The 21602-nt window shown below is 74.8% G+C and carries 17 protein-coding genes; 6 read left to right on the forward strand and 11 right to left on the reverse strand.

What is annotated here, in order from left to right; genetic code table 11:
• The first annotated feature begins 423 nt into the window (after positions 1 to 423).
• Positions 424 to 2916 carry a serine/threonine-protein kinase gene (locus K1J57_RS04360; RefSeq protein WP_220563190.1) on the forward strand — a complete coding sequence of 831 codons (2493 nt, stop codon included), beginning with the start codon at positions 424 to 426 and terminating at the stop codon, positions 2914 to 2916.
• Positions 2917 to 2953: 37 nt separating this feature from the next.
• Here K1J57_RS04360 and K1J57_RS04365 read toward each other — a convergent pair whose 3' ends face one another.
• The 4 genes from K1J57_RS04365 to K1J57_RS04380 form a co-directional block, all read right to left on the reverse strand.
• Positions 2954 to 4234 carry a hypothetical protein gene (locus tag K1J57_RS04365; protein WP_220563191.1) on the reverse strand — a complete coding sequence of 427 codons (1281 nt, stop codon included), beginning with the start codon at positions 4232 to 4234 and terminating at the stop codon, positions 2954 to 2956.
• A gap of 208 nt (positions 4235 to 4442) precedes the next feature.
• Positions 4443 to 5480: a hypothetical protein gene (locus tag K1J57_RS04370; protein WP_220563192.1), complete on the reverse strand. Its 1038-nt coding sequence runs from the start codon at positions 5478 to 5480 to the stop codon at positions 4443 to 4445.
• 374 nt (positions 5481 to 5854) lie between these two features.
• Positions 5855 to 8320 (reverse strand): ATP-binding protein, encoded by a 2466-nt coding sequence (locus tag K1J57_RS04375; RefSeq protein ID WP_220563193.1) that lies wholly within the window; start codon positions 8318 to 8320, stop codon positions 5855 to 5857.
• Between the two features lie 315 nt (positions 8321 to 8635).
• Positions 8636 to 9295: an HNH endonuclease family protein gene (locus K1J57_RS04380; RefSeq protein ID WP_220563194.1), complete on the reverse strand. Its 660-nt coding sequence runs from the start codon at positions 9293 to 9295 to the stop codon at positions 8636 to 8638.
• A gap of 560 nt (positions 9296 to 9855) precedes the next feature.
• Here K1J57_RS04380 and K1J57_RS04385 point away from each other — a divergent pair.
• The gene (locus tag K1J57_RS04385; RefSeq protein ID WP_220563195.1) at positions 9856 to 10722 is read left to right on the forward strand and encodes a phytanoyl-CoA dioxygenase family protein; all 867 of its coding nucleotides are present in this window, start codon (positions 9856 to 9858) and stop codon (positions 10720 to 10722) included.
• Positions 10723 to 10861: 139 nt separating this feature from the next.
• Here K1J57_RS04385 and K1J57_RS04390 read toward each other — a convergent pair whose 3' ends face one another.
• From K1J57_RS04390 to K1J57_RS04400, 3 genes are all read right to left on the reverse strand, one after another.
• Complete coding sequence (locus K1J57_RS04390; RefSeq protein ID WP_220563196.1) at positions 10862 to 14647, reverse strand: conjugal transfer protein; 3786 nt, start codon at positions 14645 to 14647, stop codon at positions 10862 to 10864.
• An 18-nt stretch (positions 14648 to 14665) separates the two neighbouring features.
• The gene (locus tag K1J57_RS04395; protein ID WP_220563197.1) at positions 14666 to 14974 is read right to left on the reverse strand and encodes a hypothetical protein; all 309 of its coding nucleotides are present in this window, start codon (positions 14972 to 14974) and stop codon (positions 14666 to 14668) included.
• Between the two features lie 72 nt (positions 14975 to 15046).
• On the reverse strand, positions 15047 to 15997 hold the full coding sequence (locus tag K1J57_RS04400; RefSeq protein WP_220563198.1) for a conjugal transfer protein: 951 nt from the start codon (positions 15995 to 15997) through the stop codon (positions 15047 to 15049).
• A 361-nt stretch (positions 15998 to 16358) separates the two neighbouring features.
• On the opposite strand from K1J57_RS04400, the gene K1J57_RS04405 reads away from it, so the two are divergent.
• Entirely contained in the window at positions 16359 to 17042 is a 684-nt protein-coding gene (locus tag K1J57_RS04405; protein ID WP_220563199.1) for a lysoplasmalogenase, read from the forward strand.
• Between the two features lie 30 nt (positions 17043 to 17072).
• On the opposite strand, the gene K1J57_RS04410 is transcribed toward K1J57_RS04405, so the two are convergent.
• Both K1J57_RS04410 and K1J57_RS04415 read right to left on the reverse strand, forming a co-directional pair.
• Positions 17073 to 17699 (reverse strand): 1,4-alpha-glucan branching protein, encoded by a 627-nt coding sequence (locus tag K1J57_RS04410; RefSeq protein ID WP_220563200.1) that lies wholly within the window; start codon positions 17697 to 17699, stop codon positions 17073 to 17075.
• A 22-nt stretch (positions 17700 to 17721) separates the two neighbouring features.
• Positions 17722 to 18213, reverse strand: coding sequence for a YbaK/EbsC family protein (locus tag K1J57_RS04415; protein ID WP_220563201.1), 492 nt, complete (start codon positions 18211 to 18213; stop codon positions 17722 to 17724).
• An 87-nt stretch (positions 18214 to 18300) separates the two neighbouring features.
• On the opposite strand from K1J57_RS04415, the gene K1J57_RS04420 reads away from it, so the two are divergent.
• Entirely contained in the window at positions 18301 to 18828 is a 528-nt protein-coding gene (locus K1J57_RS04420; protein ID WP_220563202.1) for a helix-turn-helix domain-containing protein, read from the forward strand.
• On the opposite strand, the gene sigJ is transcribed toward K1J57_RS04420, so the two are convergent.
• Positions 18807 to 19730, reverse strand: coding sequence for an RNA polymerase sigma factor SigJ (sigJ, locus tag K1J57_RS04425; RefSeq protein WP_220563203.1), 924 nt, complete (start codon positions 19728 to 19730; stop codon positions 18807 to 18809). The two genes, K1J57_RS04420 and sigJ, sit on opposite strands and share 22 nt — an antisense overlap.
• A 101-nt stretch (positions 19731 to 19831) precedes the next feature.
• On the opposite strand from sigJ, the gene K1J57_RS04430 reads away from it, so the two are divergent.
• Complete coding sequence (locus tag K1J57_RS04430) at positions 19832 to 20221, forward strand: hypothetical protein (RefSeq protein WP_220563204.1); 390 nt, start codon at positions 19832 to 19834, stop codon at positions 20219 to 20221.
• A 90-nt stretch (positions 20222 to 20311) separates the two neighbouring features.
• Here the strand turns inward: K1J57_RS04430 and K1J57_RS04435 are convergent, their stop codons facing one another.
• Positions 20312 to 21019 carry a hypothetical protein gene (locus K1J57_RS04435; protein WP_255646840.1) on the reverse strand — a complete coding sequence of 236 codons (708 nt, stop codon included), beginning with the start codon at positions 21017 to 21019 and terminating at the stop codon, positions 20312 to 20314.
• A gap of 187 nt (positions 21020 to 21206) precedes the next feature.
• Here K1J57_RS04435 and K1J57_RS04440 point away from each other — a divergent pair, with 187 nt between their 5' ends.
• On the forward strand, positions 21207 to 21563 hold the full coding sequence (locus K1J57_RS04440; protein ID WP_220563205.1) for an iron chaperone: 357 nt from the start codon (positions 21207 to 21209) through the stop codon (positions 21561 to 21563).
• Positions 21564 to 21602 lie beyond the last annotated feature (39 nt).

Below are 21602 nucleotides of genomic sequence, written 5' to 3' on the forward strand. Positions count from 1 at the left end.
GACGGCGGCGAGCGGGGCGGCGGCCGTCCGAGAGGAGGAATAGGCGAATCCGTTTCGGGGTCACCCTGCGTGAAGCACCGGGGGCGTCCGGGCGGGTTCCGTGAGGCGGGGAAAGGCACCGCAGAAAAGTGTGGGAACCGTGCCCCGCCGAGGCAACGGATAACCGGTGAACAGCAATGACTCCGCGTTCGACGACCGTTTCGAGCCGACCCGGCGACCCCCTGGACACGGGGCGGCGAAGGGGGTTCGACCGATGACCGTTACCGGTCGCCCTCCGTCGCCACCGTGCGGGGAGAGGGCGGGATTTCACAGTGAGAATGCTTCGGAAAGTGTCGGTGACCACCGATAACGCCGGTGTCGGGTCCTTTCTCGGATAGATTGGCCTGCGCATCGCCCCCCGACCCCCAGAAGGGATGCGCCCCTATGTCCACCCCCCGCTCCTCCGTCGGCCGGTACGAGCTGCGCGAGCGGCTCGGCGCGGGCGGGATGGGAACGGTGTGGCACGCCTGGGACCCCGCCCTCCAGCGCGACGTCGCCGTCAAGGAGGTCGTCCTCCCCGACGGCATGAGCCCCGAGGAACACGACGAGGCGCGGGAGCGCACCCTGCGGGAGGCCCAGGCCACCGCGCGGATCAGGAACGACGCCGTGGTGACGGTCCACGACGTGCTGGAGCACGACGGCAGCCCGTGGATCGTGATGGAGCTGCTCAGCGGGCACTCGCTCCAGGAGCACCTGGACCGGGACGGCCCCATGCCGGTGGCCCGGGTGGAGGAGACCGCTCGGTCGCTGCTGGGCGGGCTGAGGGCGGCGCACGCGGCCGGGGTGACCCACCGGGACGTCAAGCCCGCCAACATCATGCTCACCGAGGACGGCCGGACGGTGCTGACCGACTTCGGCATCGCGAACGTCGACGGGAGCACCGCGCTGACCCAGACCGGCGTGTACATCGGCTCGCCCGAGTACATGGCGCCGGAGCGGTTCGAGGGCGAGCGGGCGCTGCCCGCGTCCGACCTGTGGAGCCTGGGCGTCACCCTCTACGCGCTGCTGGAGGGGCGTTCGCCGTTCAAGCGGGAGAGCATCACCGGGATCATCAGCGCGGTGCTGACGGCGCCGATGCCGCCGCGCCAGGTGGTCCCCGGCCGGGTGGACGAGGTGGCGGCGGCCCCGCTGCGGGCACTGATCGAGGCGTTGCTGAACCGGGATGTGGCCTCGCGGCCGTCGGCGGCGCAGGCCGTCGAGCTGCTGGACCGGGCCAGGGAGGAAAGGGTCCGCGACGGGGGCACCACCCGGGTGACGGGGGTTCCCGGAGGGACTGGAGCGGCGACCGGATCCGGATCCGGGAGCGCGGAAGGGCCCGGGAACGGCGAGGAGGCCGTGGACACGGGCGGAACCGCCGGGCCGGGTGGCGCGGGTGGGCCTGGCGGGACCGGTGACTTCGGTGGCGCGGGGGCGCCTGGTGAAGCAGGTGCGCACGGCCGGGCGGACGTTTCCAGCGGGGCCACGGACTTCGGTGGTGCGGGGGTGCCCGGTGGTACGGGCGGGCCTGGCGGTGCGGGTGCGCCCCGCTGGGCAGGTGTTCCTAGCGGGGCCGCTGACTTCGGTGGTGCAGGTGTTCCCGGTGGCGCGGGTGCGCCCGGTGGTGCAGGCGGGCCTGGCGAAGCAGGTGCGCACGGCGGCGCGGATGTTCCCGGCGGCGCGGAGGCGCCCCGTGGTGTGGGTGCACCTGGTGGTGCGGGGACGCACGGGGCCGTCGGCGTTCCCGGCGGGACCGGTGACTTCGGTGGCGCAGGTGCGCACGGCCGGGCGGGTGTTCCCGGCGGTGCCACCGGGCCGAACGGGGTCACCGGGCACGGTGGCCCGGGCGGCCCGGCGGGGAACGGGTCGGCGGCGGCGGGCGGAACCCCCGCCGGTGCCCCCGGCGGCGGGCCGGGCACCGGTGCGGCGACGGGCCCGCACGCTCCGGCGTACCCGCCGCACACGGCCTCGGGTCCGCACGCCTCCCACGCGCCGCCGCACACCCCGTACAGCGCGCACGCCGCCTCCGGGCCGCAGGCGCCCCCCGCCGGGGCCGTCCCCCATGTCCCGAGCGGCCCGCAGAACCCCTATGCCCCCGGCCGCCCGCGGCCGCCGTACCCCGCCCGTCCTCCGCAAGACGGTCCCCCTGTTCCGGGCGGACCGCAGGCGCCCGCGGGGGGCGGCACCGGCGGGAACCCCGCCCCGTTCGGCCCCGGCGGCCCGCGGCCGCAGCCCGGCCCCTTCCCCAACACCGGGCCCGGCCCCGGCTTCGGGCCCGGCGGCGACCCCGCCTACGCGGGTCACACCGGTTTCGGGGCCCGGCCGACCGGACCGCACCCCGGCCACCAGCCCCACGGGCCCGTGCCGGTCCCGCCCATCAGCCCCCTCGGCCCCCCGGACCCGCGGGCCCAGATCGACAAGACCACCGCGGCGCGCGGCTTCGTGCGCGGGGTGGGCCACACCGACCTTCCGGGGCCCGCCCCCGCCGCGGGCGCCTCGGCGCCCAAGCCCTCGCCGTCGGTGATCGCGGCGTGCGCGATGCTCGGGCTCAACGCCCTCTACCTGCTGGTCCTGGCCCTGCTGTCACTGGGCGGCTCCGGCTCCGGGACCGCCTTCACCGGGTGGGACGGGCCGGTCGTGCTCGCCCTGTGGGGCGGGTTCTCGGCGGCCGCGGTGGTGGGCCTGCTGCTGCGCTCGCGGGTGGTGTACGGGCTGGTGGTGCTGTTGCAGACCGTGGTGTCGGTGGTGCTGGTCTTCACCATGTTCAGCGTGGTCGTCTACGCGCGCGAGGACCTGCCGTACTACCTGGTGCTGCTGCTGTTCAACGCCCTGATCGGCGCCCTGCTGCTGATCCCGCCCAAGGCCCGGGCGTACTTCCGGCTGGGCGCGGCGTTCGGCTGACGCGGCCGGCACCGCGGGCCGGTGCCGCCGCCCGGCCTCACCAGCGGGTGACCTGCAACTCGCCCAGGTCGGCGAGGGCGACACGGCCCTCGTCGGCCAGGACGCGCACCATCTCCTCGGCCTCGGGGAGGGTGACGTGGCGGCCGCTGGCCAGGCGCTCGTCGGCGGACGGGCTCTCCATCCACAGCCTCGGCCCCTCCTGCCACATCATCTGGACCACCGCGCCCGAGCGCGCCGCGAACACCCCGAAGGTGCCGTCGACCGGCGTCAGCCGGTAGACGAGGTCGCGGGCGGCGGCGCCGCTCATGGGCTCGGCGTAGTCCACGAACCCCATGCCCCCGGTCGCAGCGTCGGCGTAGGTGACGTCCAGCGGGCGCGGGCCCGCGGTCCGGGGGTCCGGCCCGGGCGGTGCCGGCCAGCCGGCGCCCACCGCCCAGCGGGCCAGGAGGTCCTCGATCCGGTCGCGGTCCAGGACCGGGCCGCCCTCCACGCGCAGGAGGTCGGAGTCGCGGGTCAGGACCGCCGTACGGCCGCCCGCGCCGACCGTGGCGCGCACGCCGCGGGGCAGCCAGGGCAGCACCAGGCGGGCGAGTTCGCGGACGCTCACCCGGCCCCGGTGGCGGGTGACCCAGTCGGGGAGGCGGTACGGGCCGGGGTTGGAGAAGTCGGCGTCCACGTGCGGTTCGCCCTCGGAGGCGGGGCCGGGGAAGGCGGCCAGGCGGTCGTGGCGGCGGCGGCTCCAGTCCATGTCCACCTCGATCCGGCGCTCCGGGTCGCCGTCCCAGTGGGCGGTGAGCCCGTGGGCGCGCAGGGCCTCGGCGACCTCCGCGCCGACGGCGGCGCGGCGGACCCGGTGGGTGGACTCGAACCCGACCGTCAGCGGGGCGCCGTCGGCCGCGGCCAGGGTGTCCTGCCAGTGGTAGTAGGCGTAGCCGCGGCTGCCGGTGGCGGCGGCCTGCGCGTCGAGGTCGGCGCGGGCGCAGCCGTCGCAGCAGAGGAACTCCTCGCGGGCGATGATCCCCGAGGCGTCCAGGGACCGGAACGCGCGGGTGAGGCGCTCGGAGTCGGTGCGGGAGGGGCGGCGGCGCTGGCGGTGGACGTGGTCGGCCAGGACGGCGTCGACGTACTCGGGCAGGGAGTCCGCTAGGGCGCGGGCCCGCGGGTCGTCCGGCGCCAGGTGTCCGGGCAGGCCGGATTCGAGGTCGCGGCGGGCCCGGTCCAGCAGCTCGGTGTAGCCGCCGCGGGCCGCGGCGGCCCGGACCGTGACACCCCTGCGCACCGAGGCGAGCAGTTCCTCGCCGTCCCAGCGTTCGCTCATGCGCCCAATGTGTCAGAACCCGGGGGTGCTCGGTGCGGTTCGTCCGAGATATCGCTGTCCGCAAGCGGCCGGGCACGGAAATCGGAGGCGGCGGGCCCGCTCCGGCGCCCGGGCCCCGCCGCGCGGGCGCTCCCCGCCGCGGGGCACCGCCCGGGCCGCATCCGTCGACCGAGCCGCACCCGCCGTCCGGGCTCCCCCGGACAGCGGGTCAGAAGAGGAGGGAGTGGCCGGTGAGCCGCTCCACGTGCTCGTCGCGGATCCGGCGGGCCGCCTCGGCGGTGGCGGCCAGATCGGACACCTCCGGCGCCCCGGCGCCCAGGAACGCCGCGGCGGCGCGGTGCTCGGCGTAGGCGGCGGTGGAGTCGGCGGCCTCCTGGCACTGCTCCCACTCGCGGTGGGCGGCCACGGCCCGCTCCACCAGGCGGCCGTACTCGACGATCTGCTCCACCCGGGCCTGCACGGCGTCCTCCACCGCGCACAGGTGCTCGCGCTGGGGCCGCAGCGCCTCGCGCACCCGCGGGGAGTCGGCGCGCTGCCAGCGGCGCAGGTGGGCGCGGCGCAGCTCGCGCTGGCGGGCGAGCAGGACGGCGATGCGCCACTCCTGGTCGCGCAGCACCGCCAGGGCGCGGTCGGTGTCCAGGGAGTCCCCGCCGCCGAACGCCTCGCGGGCGCGTTCGACCACGTCGATGGTGCGCTGGACGGCGCAGAGGGCGGCGTGGTCGGCCTCGCTGAGGTCGTCCGGGAGGATGACGGACCCCTCCGGGGCGTCGTCGGACGGGCCCTCCTGGACACGGGAGGTGAGGGCGTCGGCGGAGACCAGGGCCACCAGGACGCCGAACAGCCCCCACGGGATGCCCGCGGCCGGGTCGCCGGGCAGGAGGTCGAGCAGCCACACCGGGATGGCGGCGAGGGCGCCCGCGCCCGTCGCCACGCTCGCGGCGCGGGTGGCGGGGTGGGCGTCGCCGCGCAGGGCGAGGGCGGCCACGTGGGCGACGAGGCCGATGTTGACGACGGCCATGCCCAGGTACCAGCCCGCGGTGGCCAGGGCGAGGGCGAGGGTGCCCCCGACCGCGAGCAGGTGGACCGCGGCCTCGCGCAGGCGGGCGCGGCGGGTGACGAGGTCGCCGCCGGACCACTGCGCGAGGGGGTGGGGGGCGGCGGCCCGCCTTCGCAGCTCGTCCCGTCGGGGGGCGGGGAGGGCGGGGTCGATGACGGGTCTGGGCCGGCGGATGACGTCCTCACTCATGGGCGGTCCCTTGTGAGTGTGTCGGTTCGAGGGGGGCGGCGGCGGTCGGGCACAGCGGGAGGAACCCGACAGGGTAAGAGATGCCCACCCTTCGCCCCCACCGAACACGGCTGTGCCCGGAGCTTGCCGGGCGGCCCCGGCCGGGGCCGTCGGCGCAGGTCGGAGGCGTCCGCTGGCCCGCTCCGGCCACCGGCGGCCCGGAGCGGGGCACGTGGGACGGGGCCCGTGGGACGAGGTCCGCGCGCCGTACCCGGCCGCGGGCGGACGCCGACCGCCAGGGACCGCCCGGGGCGGGACGTGTCGGCCCGGGACGGCGACGGCCCGCAGCCACCGGCGGGCCGGAGCCCAGGGACCCGGGCCCCGGGCCGGGGCCGTCAGCCCTCGCGGGTGGTGGTGACCAGGTCCTCGTCCCCCGCGCCCGGGCGGCGGCGGGTGGGGTTGGTGTCCAGCCAGCGCAGCAGGTCCTCCGAGACCAGGTCCACGGAGATCCGGGCGGCCCGGCCGTCCAGGTCGCGGAACAGGCACTCGCCGTTGCCGAGGTTGCGCAGCACCGCCAGGTGCTCCTCGGTGGGCTCCACCCCCAGCAGCGACATGACGCTCTCCACCTCGTAGCGTTCGCTGGAGCGGAACGTGAACACCGAGGACAGGCAGTTGGTGACCTGCTCGTTGAGCAGGTCGCCCGCGTTCTGGGACACCAGGATGAGCGCGGTGTTGCGGGAGCGGCCCATCCGGGAGACCTCCGGGACCAGCTTGGCGCCCTCGGGGGTGGAGGTGACCGCCCACGCCTCGTCCAGGAAGATCGCCTTGGGCAGGTGCCGGTCCAGGCCGTTCATGAGGCGGCGGGCGAACTGGGACACCAGGTACAGCAGGGCCACCGACAGCCGCTGCTCGTAGGAGTAGTCGTCGCGGCGCAGCCCCGAGTCGGGCAGGGTGAGCCCGCCCAGCGTGAACACGGTGGTCCACCCCTCGGTGTCGATCTGCGCGTCGCCCTGGGGGTCGAAGCACAGGGACGCCAGGCGCATCTCCGACATGGAGCCCAGGACCGCGCCGAGGTTGCGGGAGGCGGCGTCGGAGGCGTTCGACAGGTGGTCGACGACCTTGGCCAGGGAGGGGCGGGGCTGGTTGGCGACCGCGGCCACGGCCTGGATCATCGCCGACTCGCGCTCCTCGCTCATGCGGGGCAGCAGCAGGCGCAGGGTCTCGGTGGCCATGGTCTTCTTGGCGGCCAGGTCGTCGCCGAACGCGAACGGGTCCAGCAGGCCGGGCTGGGCCGACCCCAGGGACATGATGCGGGCCTTGCGGCCGCGGCGCTGGAGGAGCTGCACCAGGGACTCGGCGTCGCCCTTGGGGTCGATGGCGGCGACGGTGACGCCGCGCAGGGCGAGCTGGTAGATGAGCAGCAGCGCCAGCGTGGTCTTGCCGCCGCCGGGCTCCCCGGTGATGGCGATGGCGGTGGGCCGGTTGCGCGCGGCGGCGACCAGCGGGTCGAAGTGGACGATGGAGCGGGCCCGGCCGATGGTCTCGCCGATGTAGGGCCCCACCCAGCCGTCGCCGGAGCGGTCGGTCCGGTCCCCGACGTCGACGGTGGCGGTGGGCATGCCGCCCGCGATGGTGCGCAGCGGCTGGCGCTGGGCGTAGGCGCTCAGCCTGATGCGGTCGCCCGGCAGGGACTCGTTGAACAGGGAGAACTGGTCGCCGGTGGAGTTGATGACGTCGATGCCGATGTCGCGGTAGTGCTCGATGACGGCCTCGACGTGCTGGACCAGGAGGCGCTCGGTGGGCGCGGACACCATGAGGCGGTGCCAGCCGTAGACGAACGGCAGGCGCTCCTTGGTGATGCCGTGTTCGAGCATGCGGGCGGCGTCGATCTGCTCGGCCAGGGCGATGGGGGCCTCCACCCCGGCCTCGCGGATGTGGGCGTCCATGTCGCGGGCGTGCGCGAGCTTGCGGCCGACGTCCTTGGACGCCTTGGCCGGCGGGATGAGCTTCATCCGCAGCGACATCTCCACCGGGAAGGGCAGGGAGTCGGCGTGGTGCAGCCAGGGCTCGCCGTCGGGGAACGGCATGAGGTCGGGGAAGCGCGCGAAGGACAGGAAGGCGACCCAGGTGGAGCCGGAGGGCTGTTCGAGGCGGAGCATGGAGCGGCCGTTGTGGAGGGTGCCGTCCACCAGGGCCTCGATCTCGCCGCGGCCCCAGGTGCGGCGCCCGGCGGCGGAGGGGCGGGGCTCCTCGGAGCTGCCGGTGACGGAGTGGCGGATGAGCCAGGCGATCTCGTCGGCGGTGGCGTGGCGGGCGTGCAGGGAGCTGGCGGCCAGCGCCCGGCCCAGGCGTTCGGCCTGGTCGGTCCAGCGGGCGAGCTCCTTGTCGTCGACGGCGTCGTCGACGATGCCGAGGATCTCCTCGGTCCGCTGGTAGGCGCCCCGGAACTGGGAGAACAGGCCCAGGCCGGTGCCGGAGCCGCGCAGGCCGAGCCGCACCCCGAGGTAGACCTCCTTGGTCCAGAAGTCCTTGGCCCACACGTGGCGGTAGGTCTCGTCGAGGTGGTCGTACCAGCCGGGGCCGGAGTCGGAGGTCTCGTCCAGGCGGGTGGCCCACTCGGCGGCGGGGTAGGTGCGGTGGGCGATGCGGAGGTGGACCTCGGCGTCGTTCATGCGGATGGCCGCGAGGGCGATGGTGATGTTGGTGGCCAGGGCCTGGCGCTCTTCGGGGGTGGTGAACTCGTAGGAGACCGTCGGCAGCCGGAAGTAGGCCCAGGCCTCGCTCTCGCTGAACAGCACGCGGTCGTCGAAGTAGCGGACCGCGAGGCGGGTCGAGCCGCGGGTCCCCCATGTGCCGGTCATCTTCTGCCGCCCCTCCTGGTCGCGTCGCGCGGCGACCGCGCCCGGCGGGGGGCGCGGCCGTGCCTGTGCCACCCCCATAGTGTGCTGCATGGGTACCCGGCGGTAGAAGCGGAACGCTTTACGGCGAGCCGGAAACCGCGGCGCCCCGCCCCGAAAGGCGGAGCCCCGTGCGGCGCGTCGCGCGGGGCCGGCGGGACCGGGCCGACGGCCGGGCGGCGGCCGGGCGGCGGGCCCGGCGCCGACCCCTGACGGCCGGGCCGTGGACGCGCGACGGCCCGCCCCGGAAGGTGGGGGCGGGCCGCGGACCGGGGCGGATCAGCAGCGGTTGTTGATGGTGCTCTGGATGGAGGACCTCTCGCTGGAGGTGACGGTGAGGTCGTAGCGGTACTTCACGTTGACCCACGCCTTGACGTAGTCGCAGTGGACGGCCGTGTTGGGCGGCATCCACTGGGAGGGGTCCTTGTCGCCCTTGGAGCTGTTGATGGACGCGGTGACCGCCCACAGCTGCGGCGAGTTCACGTCGTTGGCGAAGGCGCGGCGCTCACTGGTGGTCCAGGAGGCGGCCCCGGTCTTCCACGCCTCGCTGAGCGGGACCATGTGGTCGACGCTGATCTGGGAGACGGCTCCGGTCCAGGTCACGGCGTCGTAGAAGCTGTACCAGCTGCCGGAGGTGGGCTGGCAGTCGGAGTCGGTGACCACGTTGTGCCCGTCGCGGACCAGGACGTGCTGGCGGGCGGTGCAGGGGCTGTCGACCACGGCCCAGTGCGGGAACAGGGAGCGGTCGTAGCCGGTCTGGGGCCCCTTGGCGGCGACGGTCAGGGAGTTGAGCTGCGACTGGGCGGTGGAGGTGGAGGGGATGCCCGGGGGGAGGCTGTGGGCCGCGGCGGCCGGGGCGGCCCAGCCGACGACGACGGCGAGGGCCAGCGCGAAGACCGTCGCCAGGGCGGCGCGCAGCCCGCGGGGGGTGGGGGTCATATTCTGTTCTCTCCTCTTGAGCGGGTTCGAGGGAAGGACCTCCACCACTGTGCGGCGGCCGGGGCTTTCGCACCAGACCCCCGTACGGGAATTCCCGGAGAATCCGGTGTTACGGCCCCGGGTTCCGGGCCGGTGCTTTTGCACCAGGCTCCGCACCATATCCATGTGAAGTGGATCACTTAAAAAAAGCGCATGGCCGGACCGGGGTTTGGGCGAATGCACCGCCCCTCCCACACCTGCGGCGATGAACGCGGTGTCACCGCATGGAGCACACGGTGTCGCGGCCGGCGCGCGAAGGGCGGGGGCACATGGGAGAACGCCGCGCCAATGGACAGCAAGAACACGAAAGGCGCCCTTGACCTTTCCGTCGGGCGCCCCAGAGCAGGCCCGTTGTACCCCCGCCGAAAGCCGATAAACCAGGCGGAGGAAATCGCCTGAAATCACCCTCCGAGGTGTTTGTTACGTTCGGATGTCGTACGACCCGTCCAACGAAGAGACAGCGACACCGAAGCGACACCGAAAGGATCACCCCGCACAGGGGTTCGGCCATGACGTTGCAGATGGATCTCCCGACACTGGACGACTACCCCACCCGCAAGGGCACCGAGGCCGCGCTCCTCTACCGGAGGGACCCCACCGTCTGGGGCACCGCCGAGGACGGGCCCCTCACCGACGAGCGCCTCCAGGAGCACGACCGCCGCGGGTACACCCGGTTCGCGTCGCTGCTGGGCGAGGACGAGGTCGCCGGGCACCTGGACGAGGCCGACCGGCTCGTCGGCGACCCCGGGCTGCGCGACGACGAGCGCGCGGTCGTGGACCCCTCCGACGGGGGCGTCCGCTCCGTGTTCGAGGTGCACCGGGTGAGCGAGGCGTTCGAGGCCCTGGTGAACGACCCCCGACTGCTGGAGCCCGCCCGCCAGATCCTCGGCTCGGAGGTGTACGTGCACCAGAGCCGGCTCGACCACCGCCCCGGGTTCGGCGGCGGCCCCCTGTACTGGCGCTCGGACTTCGAGACCTGGCACGCCGAGGACGGCATGCCGCGCATGCGCGCCGTCGGCTTCTCCGTGGCGCTGACCGACCACCACCCGCACAACGGCGCGCCGCTGGTGATGCCCGGCTCTCACCGCACCTACGTCTCCTGCCTGGAGGAGGGCGACGGCGGCCGCGCCGGGACCCCCGACCGGGCGACGCTGACGATCCTGGCCGACCGACACGGCATCGACGCCCTCCAGGCGACGCCCGGGGACGTGACGGCGCTGGACGCCAACTGCATGTACGCGGCCGGGGCGAACATCACGCCGTGGGCTCGGTCGAGCGTGTTCGTCGTCTACAACAGCGTGGAGAACGCCTGCGAGAAGCCGTTCGGGGGCGAGGACCCCAGGCCGGGGTTCCTGGCCTCGCGCGACTTCACCCCCGCCGGGAGGTGAACGCGCCGGTGCCCCGCCACCCGGGAACGGGGGGCGGGGCACCGCCGTGCGCGGACCGGTCCGGACACGCGGGCGCCCCGCCCGGGGACCGGACGGGGCGCGGGGCGGCCGGGGCGAGCTCGACGCGAGGCGGTCGGGCTCAGGTGAGGAGCTTGTCGACGATGACGCCCGCCAGGGCGCCGTGGGCGCGCTTGGTGCTGGCCCGCAGGGCGCCGACGTCGATGCGCGTGTAGGAGGACCCCAGGTGGTCGTCCCACGGGATGCGGACGATCGCCCGGCAGCGGCCGCGGGCCACCCGCTCGGCGGCGTCCACGTCCGGCAGGCTGCGCTTGCTGACCCCGTTGACCACCAGGACGGACCTGGCGCGCAGGGCGCCGTGGCCATTGCCGTCGAGCCAGTCGAAGGTCATGGAGACCGCGCGCTCGGCGTCGGCGTTGGCCGGGGTCACCAGGACCAGGCCGTCGGCGGCGGGCAGGGCGCGGGCGACGCCGGTGGCCGCCGGGTCCAGCACGGTCACCGCGTAGAAGCGGCCGAGCAGCCCGGTGAGCTGGGCGTAGTCGCGGTCGTCGAGGGTCTGGACGTAGGGGTCGTCGAGGGTCTGGACGACCTCCAGGCCGGTCTGGGTGCGGCCGGTGTAGGCGCTCATCGCCTCCTGGTCGCCGATGCCGTCGGCGTTGGCCAGCAGGGCGGTGAGGGTCTCGGGCGCCTGCGCGCCGATGCGGCGGGAGAGGCCGTTGGGGCCGGGGTTGACGTCGACCGCGACGATGCGCTCGTCCCGGTAGCCCGCCAGGGTGTGGCCGATCATCAGCGTGGTGACGGTCTGGCCCGCGCCGCCGGTGCAGCCCAGGACGACCAGGCTGCGGGGGCCCGCCAGGGGGGTTCGCAGGCGCTCGACGTCCTCCGGGGACAGCTCGGAGCGCACCGGGGCGGCGCCGCCGGTGACGACCTTGGCCAGGCGCCGCCAGCCGCGGGTGCCGCCGGAGTCGTCGGAGGAGGCGGCCGGTGCGGGCGCGGGGGCCTCGGTGCGGACGGCGGAGGCGCCGGCCGGGGTGGCGTCGCCGGCGGTGGGCGAACCGTGCGGGGTGTCGCCCAGGCTCTCCTGTTCGCCGGTGCCGTGGTCGAGTTCGAGGTCGGGGCGGGGCTCGCGCCGGGGCGGCTCGGGCTCCTCGCCGGGGGCGGGCTGGCCGAAGAGGCGGCCGATCCGGCGGGCGTTCTGGGCGACCCGGTGGAACATGCCGTCGTGCGGGTCGTGGCCCGGCTCCTGCTCCGCCTCCCGGGGTTCCCGGGTGGTGGGGGCGGCCGGGTCGGCGGACTCCGCGGCGGTGTCCGGCTCCGCGGAGCCGGAGGCGCGCATGCTCCACTTGACCGGGGCCGGGCGCTCGTCGTCGTCGGCGGCCGCGGGCCCGGGGGCCGGGGTGCGGCGGCGGGCCAGAGCGGCGGCCTCGGCCGCTTCGAGGTCGGCGGCGGTGCGGCGGCGCTCGGGGGCCTCGCGGACCTCGGCGAACCCGGCCAGCTCGCCGGTGCCGTGGTCGAGCTGGGTGGGCGGTTTGGCCGCGGGGGCCGCCTCGCCCTCGCGCAGCTCCCCGGCGGGGATGACGGGGTTGTCCTTGTCGCCGATCCGCGGCTGGTCGGGGTGGCGCTTCTTGCCGTCGTCGAACCACTCGGAGGGGTCCTTGGCCCCGCGCGTGTGCCCGGGGACGACGTCGGCGAACTTGGGGCGCGGCGGGGCGGGGGTGTCGGCGGTGCTGAGGTGGCGGTCGAGCACGTTCATGTGCTCGTTCCACTCGGGTCCGCGGTCCTCGGCCTCCTGCGGGCGCACCGGGATGGACTCCTGCTCGCCGGTGCCGTGGTCCAGCTCCAGCGGGGGCTTCGTGCCTGTGGGGCCGCCCCGAGCGCCCGCTGCGGGCGCCGCGTCCGCGGCCTCCCGGCCGTCGGCGGCGGGACCGTCCTCGGGAGCCCCGGGGCGTGCTTCCGTGTCGGAGGCAGGCACGGAGGCCGCCGGGGCCGCCAGCCGCGCATCCGTGTCGGCGGCGGTGCCGGTCTCGGCCGTGGGGCGGGCGGTGCCCGTGGAACGGGCGGGAGCGACCGCGTCGGCCCGCGTCGGACCCACCGGGCGCACGTCCGCCTCAGCGGCGGTACCGGCCTCGACCGTGGGACGGGTGGGGCGGGCGGTGCCCGAGGGACGGGTGGGGCGGGCGGGAGCGACCGCATCGGCACGCGTCGGACCCACCGGACGCGCATCCGCCTCAGCGGCGGGCGCGCCCTGGGGATTCCCGGGGCGGACCTCCGTCTCGGAAGCGGGTGCGGCGGCGGCCGGGGCCACCGGCCGCGCGACAGCGTCCGTGTCCGCTTCGACATCGGCGTCGGCGGAACGAGCGGTGTCCGTGGGACGGACCGGGGCGACCGCGTCGGCACGCGTCGGACCCACAGGCCGCACGTCCGCGCCGGCGGGCGCCTCGGAGGCGAGGGAGCCCTCGGCCGTGCGCACCGGGTCCGCCTCGTCCTCGGCCGGCTGCGGGAGCCAGGGGGCGGACGTGGGCTTGGCGGCCGGACGGCCCGTGGCGGCGGCGTAGCGGGCGGCGTAGTCGGACACGTCGTAGCCCGGCGCCTCCTCCTCCGCCCGCTCCTCCCGCGCGGTCTCGCCCAGCTCCCACGGGGCGGCGTGCGGCCGCCCCCGGCGGCGGGGCCGGACCGGCTCCGGCGCCGACGCCTCCTCTTCGGCGGGCACCCCGGTGGCGCGGCGCTCCTCCAGCTCGCGGGCCACCCGGATCCCCTGGGTGCGGCCGCGCAGGCGGCGGGCGGCCGGGGACTCGTCGTCCTCCTCCTCGTCCCCGACGGCTCCGGCGACCTCCTCGCGGCTGAGCGCGGAGGTGTCCCCCACGGAGTAGGCGCTCTTGGAGCTGAGGTTCACCGGCGTGTGCCCCGAGGAGGCGCGCAGGCGCGAGAACCACTCGTCGCTGTCGCGCTCCTCCTGGCCCGCGGTGTCGTAGACGGGTTCGGCGAACCCCTCCTCGAAGTCGTTCCCGCCGGTGTCGGCCGGGGCCTGCGCCGGGGCGCGGTCCAGGGCGAAACCGAAGTAGTTGAGCACCCGGACGCCCACGCCCGGGCCCTCGGGGGCCTCCGCCCCCTTCTTTTCCTCCCGGTCCCCGTCCCCGGTGCCGCCGGTGTCCGCCGGGCGCTCCACGGCGGTCACCGTGGCGACCGCGGACCGCGCGGGCTCCGGCCGCTCCGCCTCGTCGGCGGGCGCGGACGGCGCTTCGGCCAGGACCGGTTCCCGGGCGGGCTCGGGCGCGACGGGTTCGGGCGCGACCGGCTGCTCGACCGCGACAGGCTCGACCGCGACCGGCTGCTCGACCGCGACCGGCTCGACCGCGACGGGCTCCGGAGCGCGGACCGGGCCCGCCTCGCGGACGCGGCGCAGCGGCGGCGCCTGCTCCGGCGCGGGCCGCACCTGCTCGGCCTCGACGGCCACGGGCGCCTCCGCCGCCTCGACCGGCTCGGCCTCGCGTTCGGCCCGGCGGCGCGGCAGCGGCAGCGGGCCCGCCGCCGGGTCGCGGTGCCACACGCGCACCGCGACGCGCACCTCGGCGGGCTCGTACTCCGGGGCCAGCCGGGTGTACGCCCGCGCCTCGGCGAGGTAGCGGGCCTGCGACAGCAGCAGTTCGGTGAGGCGCTTGCCCTCGATCACCGGTCTGGTGACCAGCACCGTGATCACCCCGGGCGGCACCACCCACAGCACCAGGTGCCACCCGTTGCCGAACACGAACGGGGCGTTGAGGATCCCGAGCAGGATCACCCAGACCAGGAACACGCCCACGGCGACACCGAAGGTGCCCACCGGGAGCGGCATGGGCAGCCGGAAATCGTAGAGCTTGTAGAGCCGCTTCTCGATACGCCAGATGTTGGTGTACGTGGGCAGATCCACGTTCCCGGCCTCCCTCGCCTATTCCGTCGAAACGCCCATCGCTCGCGCGAGCGCCACCGCGATGACCTCGATGATGCCGGGGACGTAGAAGACGATCCCGATGAAGATCGCCAGGATGATGAACTGAGCGAACCGCGTGATCTCCCTGGTGAACAGGAAGAAGATCGCGACGATGGACACGATGACCAGGAACAGGGGTCCGAAGAAGCCGCGCAGGAACTCCGCGAGGCCGCCGGTGTCGGGGGCCTGCGAGTCGGCCAGGACGAGGGGGTCGGCCCCGCCGAGCACGGTCACGGTCTCGGCCGCGGTGGACAACAGGGGGAGCATGTCAGGCGCCGCCTCCCGGTGTCGTTTCTGCTGTGCTCATGGTCCTTCTCGTCTCCTTGCCTACGTGCCCCGTCACTCGCCGAACGAGTGGGGGGCTCCCTGGATGTCACGCACGTGCCACTCGTTGCCGGAGTCCACGACGGTGACCAGATAGCTCTGCCTCAAGGTGCCCGCCGCCTCCCCCTCGGGGGCGGGAGCGGTCCAGTGCACGGTGACGGCCACCTCTCGTACGTCATCATCCCCGCTCTCGCTCCGGGATGGCACCGTGATATCGGACAGTTCGGAGAATTCCAGGGTGTTCGCCGGAAGTGGGGCGATCGTGACGCCGGGTTCGACGTAGCGCTCCAGGTGGCCCGGCTCCTGCGCGTAGGCGCCGAAGAACCCGGTCAGCACCTCTTCCAGCTGCTCGGCGGCGGCCGGGTCGGTGTCGAAGGCGGCCTGCTCGGGCAGGGAGGCGCGGGCGGGCGCGGCCAGCAGGGCGGGGCGGCCGGAGACCACGAGGGAGTCGCCGTCCGAGTAGACGGGGACCTCCAGGCTCACGGGCTCGCCGTTGACGTCGGCGCGGACGACCACGAGGGCGTTGTTGTCGTCCTTGACGTCGACGGCGGTGACGGCGAGGTTCTCGCCGGCGAGCGAGCCCGCGGGGACGTCGAGCCCCTCGGCCTCGCCCTCGGGGACGAACGCGGCCAGGGCGGTGCGGCGTGCCTCGATGTCGTCGGTGGTGAGGTAGGCGTCGGCGAAGCGGAGCGCGAAGTCCGCGGCCGAGGTCTCGGGGAAGGCGGGGGCCTGGGCCTGCTCGGGTTCGGGGTCGGGGGCGGGGAGCGCGAGGCCGCCGCGCAGGGGGAACCAGATGCCGTTGAAGATGACGACGATGAGGAACGCCCACAGGACGGCGCGGCCCACGCCGACCCACCAGCGGCCGCCGGCGCCGGGGCGGGGGCGCCGCCGGGGGGGCGGGGCCTCGTGGTCCGCGTCGTCGTGCCGTTCGCGCACGGCGGCACCGCGCCGTGGTGCGTTCGCCATCCCCGACCTCCTGCACACAGTTCCGCGCCGCCCGTTCGGACGGCGTATCCGCCACGCCCTTGTCTACCCCATCCCTATAGTGAGGCATTGTGCGGGTTGGGCGAGGGCATGGGCGCTCCGCGTTTCCCCGTCAACCGCGCATTGCACGCAACAGTCGAAGTTCCCAAAGACGGAACAATACGGCAATAAGCAGACGAACTCATCTGACGGTTGTCCCCCGTCCGCGCTTTATGGTCGGCCCGAAAATGGATTAGTCACCTGTTGGCGAGCAACATGTGTCCCCGGGGACAGAGAACGGCCGCCGGATTGTGACCGGGGTCTCCCCTGGGGGCCGCCGGACGGGGGTGTCTATGATGACCCGATGATCCCCCGCGAGACCCTCCCCCGCGTCCTGTTCTCCCTGTTCGCCCTGGTGACGGCGGCGCACCTGGCCGTGCAGGCCCTCGGCGCCGAAACCTGGTCGCGCCCCACCCAGGCGCTGCTCATGCCGCTGCTCGCGGCCTTCGTCTGGACCGCGGCCCCGCGCCCGCACGGGCGGCCGGTCCGCCTGGTCCTGGTCGCGCTGTTCTTCTCCTGGCTGGGCGACACCGCCCCGGCGCTGGCGTCCGGGGACGCGGCGTTCCTGGTGATGGTGGGCTTCTTCCTGATCGCCCAGGTGGTGTACGTCGCCGCGTTCGCGCCCTGGTGGGCTCGGAGCCCGCTGGGCACCAACCGGACGCTGCTGGTGCCCTACGGGGTGGTGGTGGCGGGGCTGGTCGTGCTGTGCGCGCCCGGGGCCGGGGCGCTGCTGGTGCCGGTGCTGGTGTACGGGCTGCTGCTGGGGACGACGGCGGTGCTGTCGGTGGGAGTGCACCGGTGGACGGCGATCGGCGGGGCGCTGTTCCTGCTGTCGGACGGGCTGATCGCGCTGCGGGCGTTCAGCCCCGGGTTCGACCTGCCGCTCAGCGGGGTCTGGGTGATGCTGACGTACGCGGCGGCGCAGGCCCTCATCGTGCTCGGGGTCCTGGCCCGCGACCGCGAGCCCGCCGAGGAGGTCCCCGCCTGAGGCGCGGACCGGCCGTCCCGACCGGGGCCGTCAGACGACGGTGACGAAGGGGGCGCGGTGCTCGGCGCCGTCCGGGGTGCGCCAGGTGGCGGAGACGTGGCCCGTGCCGTCCGGCGACGGGGCCGGGGCGAGGGCGCGCGCGACGCGCAGGGCGAGCCGGTCGCCGGCGGTGGTCTCCAGGTCGATCACGGTGCCGCCCGGGCCGTGGGCGGTGGAGAACGAGGCGACCCCGGCGCCCGCGCCGAGGGCCGCGGGGCCGGTGAGCACGGACGGGTCCGGGGTGTCGCTCACGCTCTGCTGCTGCGGCTCGGCCGTCCCGGCGAGCAGGGCGAGCAGCTGCGCGACCAGGACCGGGTCGCGGGTCCCGTCGTACACCCACCGCTTCCCCAGGACGCCGTGCTCGGCCGTGCCGAGGAGCGCGTCCCGCGCCCCCTCCAGCGGCGCCCCGCGGTAGGTGAGGGGCACGTGGTAGGCCGCCCCGCCGTCGGTGACCACCATGAACTCGATGCCGACCTCCCCCTGCGGGTCGTCGAGCCGGAACCCCCCGGCCTTGGCCGGGTCGGGCCGCTCCCCCGCGTACCACGGCTGCGCGGGCAGCCACGCCTGGAGGAGTTCGAGCTTGGTGGGGGTCAGGGTGGTGCGGTGGACGACGGCCACGGGGCGTCCCTTCGGCGGCGGGTCAGGCGGTGACGGGCAGCAGCGTACCGCCGGTGAGGCGGACGAGCTCGGAGGCCGTGGTGGGGAAGACGGTATGCGGGGTGCCGCCCGCCGCCCAGATCCGCTCGTAGTCGGTCAGGGCCTCGTCGACCACGGTGGGCAGCGGCGCGGGGTGGCCGACCGGGGCCACGCCCCCGATCGCCTGCCCGGTGGCCTCGCGCACCTGGTCGGGCGTGGCGCGGCGGAGTTCGCCGCGGCCCCAGCGGGCCGCCAGGGCGGCGGTGTCCACACGGTGGCGGCCGCTGGTCATGACCAGGACCGGCGCGCCGTCGGAGACGAACACCAGGCTGTTGGCGATGGCGCCGACCTCGCAGCCCAGCGCGGCGGCGGCCTCGGCCGCGGTGCGCGCGGACTCGGACAGCTCGCGCACCCGGCCCGGGACGCCCGCCGCGGCGAGGGCGCGGGCCACCTCCCGGCTGCGGGCGGGCAGGGACTCGACGGCGTGCGCTTCCATGGCTCTCCTCGACATCGTTCTGTCTATGGAACGATAGGAGAACGCCGGTGGCGGAGCAAGCCGGATACGGACACGGGAGGAGAGGCCATGGAGCTCGCCGTGCGGGTGGGGCTGCGGCTGCGTGAGCTGCGCGGACGGCGGGGCCTGTCGCTGTCCGAGCTGGCGCGCCGCTCCGGGGTCGGCAAGGGCACCCTCTCCGAGTTGGAGTCCGGCCGGCGCAACCCCACCCTGGAGACGCTGTACGCGCTCACCACCGCGCTCGGGGAGCCCCTCGGTTCCGTGCTGGGGCCCGTCGCCGAACGCTCCGAGGTCTCCGGCCGCGCCGTGGACGCCGTCCTCATCGACCGCTTCGAGGACGGCGCCGCCACCACCGAGACCTACCGCCTGCGCATCCGCGCCGGGGCCGTCCAGGAGTCCCCGCCGCACGTCCCCGGCACGACGGAGCGCCTCATCGTCCTGAGCGGCACGGCCCGCGCGGGCGCCGCCTCCGCACCTTTGGAGCTGGGCCCCGGCGAGCACGGCTGCTGGACCTCCGACGTCCCGCACGTCTACAGCGCGCCGCACGGGGACGTCGAGGCGGTCCTGGTCGTCCGCTACCCGGTGCCCGGTCCCTGACCGCCCCCGGTCCGAGTCCAGGCACGCAGTTTCTCCGGGTTCCGGACGACCCAGATCCGGGTGACACGACCCTCGGAGACACCGAACGAGGCCACGGTCACGACCGTGCCGGCGCGCCGGCCCACCAGGCCCGGGGCGCCGTTGACCGACCGCTCCAGGAGTTCGAGGCCCGGGGCGCGGTCGGCGATGGCGGTCATGTACGCGGCGATGTTCCGGCGCCCCTCGATCGGTCGCAGGGCGGCACCGGCCAGGCCCCCGCCGTCGGAGGTCATCACGGCGGACGGGTCCAGGAGTCCGACGAGGGCGGCGATGTCCTTGGACCGCCAGGCCCGCTTGATGTTCCGGATCACCTCGGCCCGCCCGGCCCCCGCCCGCGGCGGGTGGGCGGTCCCCGGTCGGCGCCGGGCGGAGGACGCCAGTTGCCTGCAGGCGGCGGGGGTGCGGTCCAGGATGTCGGCGATCTCGGCGAAGGGGTACCGGAACACGTCGTGCAGGACAAAGGCCACCCTCTCGGCGGGCGTCATCGACTCCAGGACGACGAGGAAGGCCGTATCCACCGACTCGTCGAGGACCATCTGGTCGGCGGGGTCGGTGTTCCGGCCGTGGTTCCACTCGTCGCGGTCGGGCAGGGGCTCGGGCAGCCACGCGCCGACATAACGTTCCCGCCGGGCCCGGGCCGAGCCGAGCACGTCGAGGCAGATGCGGGAGGTGACGGTCGTCAGCCAGGCGCCGGGGGACACGATCTCCTCGCGCCGGCCCGGCGGCAACGCGTACCAGCGGGCGTAGGCGTCCTGGACGGCGTCCTCGGCCTCGACCAGTGAGCCCAGCAGCCGGTAGGCGACGTTGATCAGCAGGCGGCGTTCACCGGCGGCCCCGGCGGGGGCCTCCCCTGCCGTTCCCATGGTCCCGACCACCCTTCGCCTGACCTTTTGCGGGCCCGCGTCGTCGGACCGGTGAGACCTTATCCATCCACCGCCCCCGGGCGGAAAAGGGGGGCACCGACATGACCACCGTCCGAACAGCGGAACGGCGATTCCCGTTCCTCCGGGTCGCGATCGCGACGCAGACCCTGACCCTCTTCCTCCAGGCGGTCTCCGCCGGACTGCTGCTGGTCTCGCCGTACGGGGCGGTCATGCACGACATCGGCTCCCGGGTGATGTACGGGGCGGCGATGCTGTACGTGCTCGCGGCCGCGCTGGTGTGGAAACCGGGCGGTGGCTCGCCCCGGCACCTCTGGTACGCGTCCGGCTTTCTCGCCCTGGCCTCGGTCCAGGTCGTGCTCGGCATCCTGCACGTCCCGGCGGCGCACGTCCCGCTGGGTGTGCTGATGTTCGGCCTGAGCCTGCTGGCCCTGGCCCTGAGCCTGAAGCCGGGCGCCCGGACCGCGGACTGACAGGCGCCCGGGCCGCGGACCGGGCCGCCGTTCGAAGGTTCGGCGCCGTGGGGCGGGCCGGGGATCCGGGTCAGGGCTCGGGGCCGTGCCTCAGCTCCATTTTTCGAGCTCCATGTCGATGCGCGGATCGGAACGCACCCACACCTCGCCCGGAGAAGCGCCGGCCGGGGTCTCTGCGATGTGGAGGCCCAGGGCCTCGACCGTCTCCAGCAGTTCGTCCCGGGCCGCGCCCGCCTCTGCGAGCGTGCGGCCGCCGAAGAGCACGTAGTACACCTCGGCATCGCTCACGTACTCGTTGTGGCCGGTGTCGGCCCAGATCCCGCAGAACCGTTTCAGGGCCTTCCTGTCGAGCTTCGGCATCGCCGCGACCTCCCGGCGCCTCTGCTCGACCCTGCGCGATTCCCGCGCCCAGGCGAGTTCGAGGTTCTCGAACGACTCGTCCGGCAGCAGGCTCTCGCGATCCGTGGTCCACGGGCCGTGGTCGTCGAGGGCGGCGTGACCCCTGTAGGCGAAGCGCAGTTGCAGGTCGACGCCGTCGGTGCGCCGCTCATAGCGGCGGTAGTCGGCCTCGGCGTCCTCGCCGTCGCGCACACGTCCGACGATCCCGAAGGCGGTCTCGATGACCAGCACCTCATCGGTGAGCACACGTTCGAGACGGAAGGTCGAGTTGTCCTCGCTCACGTGCTTCTTGATGAAGCCGTTGAACGCCGTCGAGAACTTGAGGTGGTCGTGGTCGCCCATCGTGAACGAACGCCTGTGCCCCTGCCCATCCCGGAATACGAGCTTTCGGTCACTCACATCGCACCTTCCCCTTCGAGGCCGCGCGGCCGTGCACGGGCCGGTACGCGACCGCCCCTCGGCCGTATTCTCGCCCGGATGACGGCTCGGCCGTGCTCTGCGGGGCGGGTCCGGGGCCGGGCGTGGAACCGCCGCCCTTCGGCACCCTGGCGGCTAGAGTGCGCACATCCGCGAGGAAGGCAGGGACATGGCGACCATCACCGACCACGACTCCTACATCGCCGCCGCGCCGGAGGCGTTCCGCCCGGTCCTCCACCGCCTCCGGGAGCTCCTGCGCGAGGCTCTCCCGGACGCGGAGGAGATGACGGCGTACAACATGCCGGGGTTCCGGATCCGTGGCACGGTCGTCGCGAGCTACGCGGCGTTCAGCAAGCAGATCGGGCTGTACTTCCTCGCCCCCGCGATCTCCGATCACGCCGCGGAGATCGCGGAGGCAGGCCTCAAGGCGAGCAGGACCGGCATCACCTTCCCGCCACGCAAGCCGGTCCCGGACGATCTCGTGACACGGATCGCGCGGGCTTCACGCGAACACGCCGACGGCTGAGGACCGCCGCCGCGGATCCGCGCGGCGCGGGCGCCGCGG

It is taken from the genome of Nocardiopsis sp. MT53 (assembly GCF_019598965.1).
GTDB lineage: Bacteria > Actinomycetota > Actinomycetes > Streptosporangiales > Streptosporangiaceae > Nocardiopsis > Nocardiopsis changdeensis.

Excerpts from the sequence above, each read along its gene's own strand:
- K1J57_RS04360 (WP_220563190.1), top strand. The coding sequence starts at position 424 with ATGTCCACCCCCCGCTCCTCCGTCGGCCGGTACGAGCTGCGCGAGCGG.
- K1J57_RS04365 (WP_220563191.1), bottom strand. The coding sequence starts at position 4,234 with ATGAGCGAACGCTGGGACGGCGAGGAACTGCTCGCCTCGGTGCGCAGG.
- K1J57_RS04370 (WP_220563192.1), bottom strand. The coding sequence starts at position 5,480 with ATGAGTGAGGACGTCATCCGCCGGCCCAGACCCGTCATCGACCCCGCC.
- K1J57_RS04375 (WP_220563193.1), bottom strand. The coding sequence starts at position 8,320 with ATGACCGGCACATGGGGGACCCGCGGCTCGACCCGCCTCGCGGTCCGC.
- K1J57_RS04380 (WP_220563194.1), bottom strand. The coding sequence starts at position 9,295 with ATGACCCCCACCCCCCGCGGGCTGCGCGCCGCCCTGGCGACGGTCTTC.
- K1J57_RS04385 (WP_220563195.1), top strand. The coding sequence starts at position 9,856 with ATGGATCTCCCGACACTGGACGACTACCCCACCCGCAAGGGCACCGAG.
- K1J57_RS04395 (WP_220563197.1), bottom strand. The coding sequence starts at position 14,974 with ATGCTCCCCCTGTTGTCCACCGCGGCCGAGACCGTGACCGTGCTCGGC.
- K1J57_RS04400 (WP_220563198.1), bottom strand. The coding sequence starts at position 15,997 with ATGGCGAACGCACCACGGCGCGGTGCCGCCGTGCGCGAACGGCACGAC.
- K1J57_RS04405 (WP_220563199.1), top strand. The coding sequence starts at position 16,359 with ATGATCCCCCGCGAGACCCTCCCCCGCGTCCTGTTCTCCCTGTTCGCC.
- K1J57_RS04415 (WP_220563201.1), bottom strand. The coding sequence starts at position 18,213 with ATGGAAGCGCACGCCGTCGAGTCCCTGCCCGCCCGCAGCCGGGAGGTG.
- K1J57_RS04420 (WP_220563202.1), top strand. The coding sequence starts at position 18,301 with ATGGAGCTCGCCGTGCGGGTGGGGCTGCGGCTGCGTGAGCTGCGCGGA.
- sigJ (WP_220563203.1), bottom strand. The coding sequence starts at position 19,730 with ATGGGAACGGCAGGGGAGGCCCCCGCCGGGGCCGCCGGTGAACGCCGC.
- K1J57_RS04430 (WP_220563204.1), top strand. The coding sequence starts at position 19,832 with ATGACCACCGTCCGAACAGCGGAACGGCGATTCCCGTTCCTCCGGGTC.
- K1J57_RS04440 (WP_220563205.1), top strand. The coding sequence starts at position 21,207 with ATGGCGACCATCACCGACCACGACTCCTACATCGCCGCCGCGCCGGAG.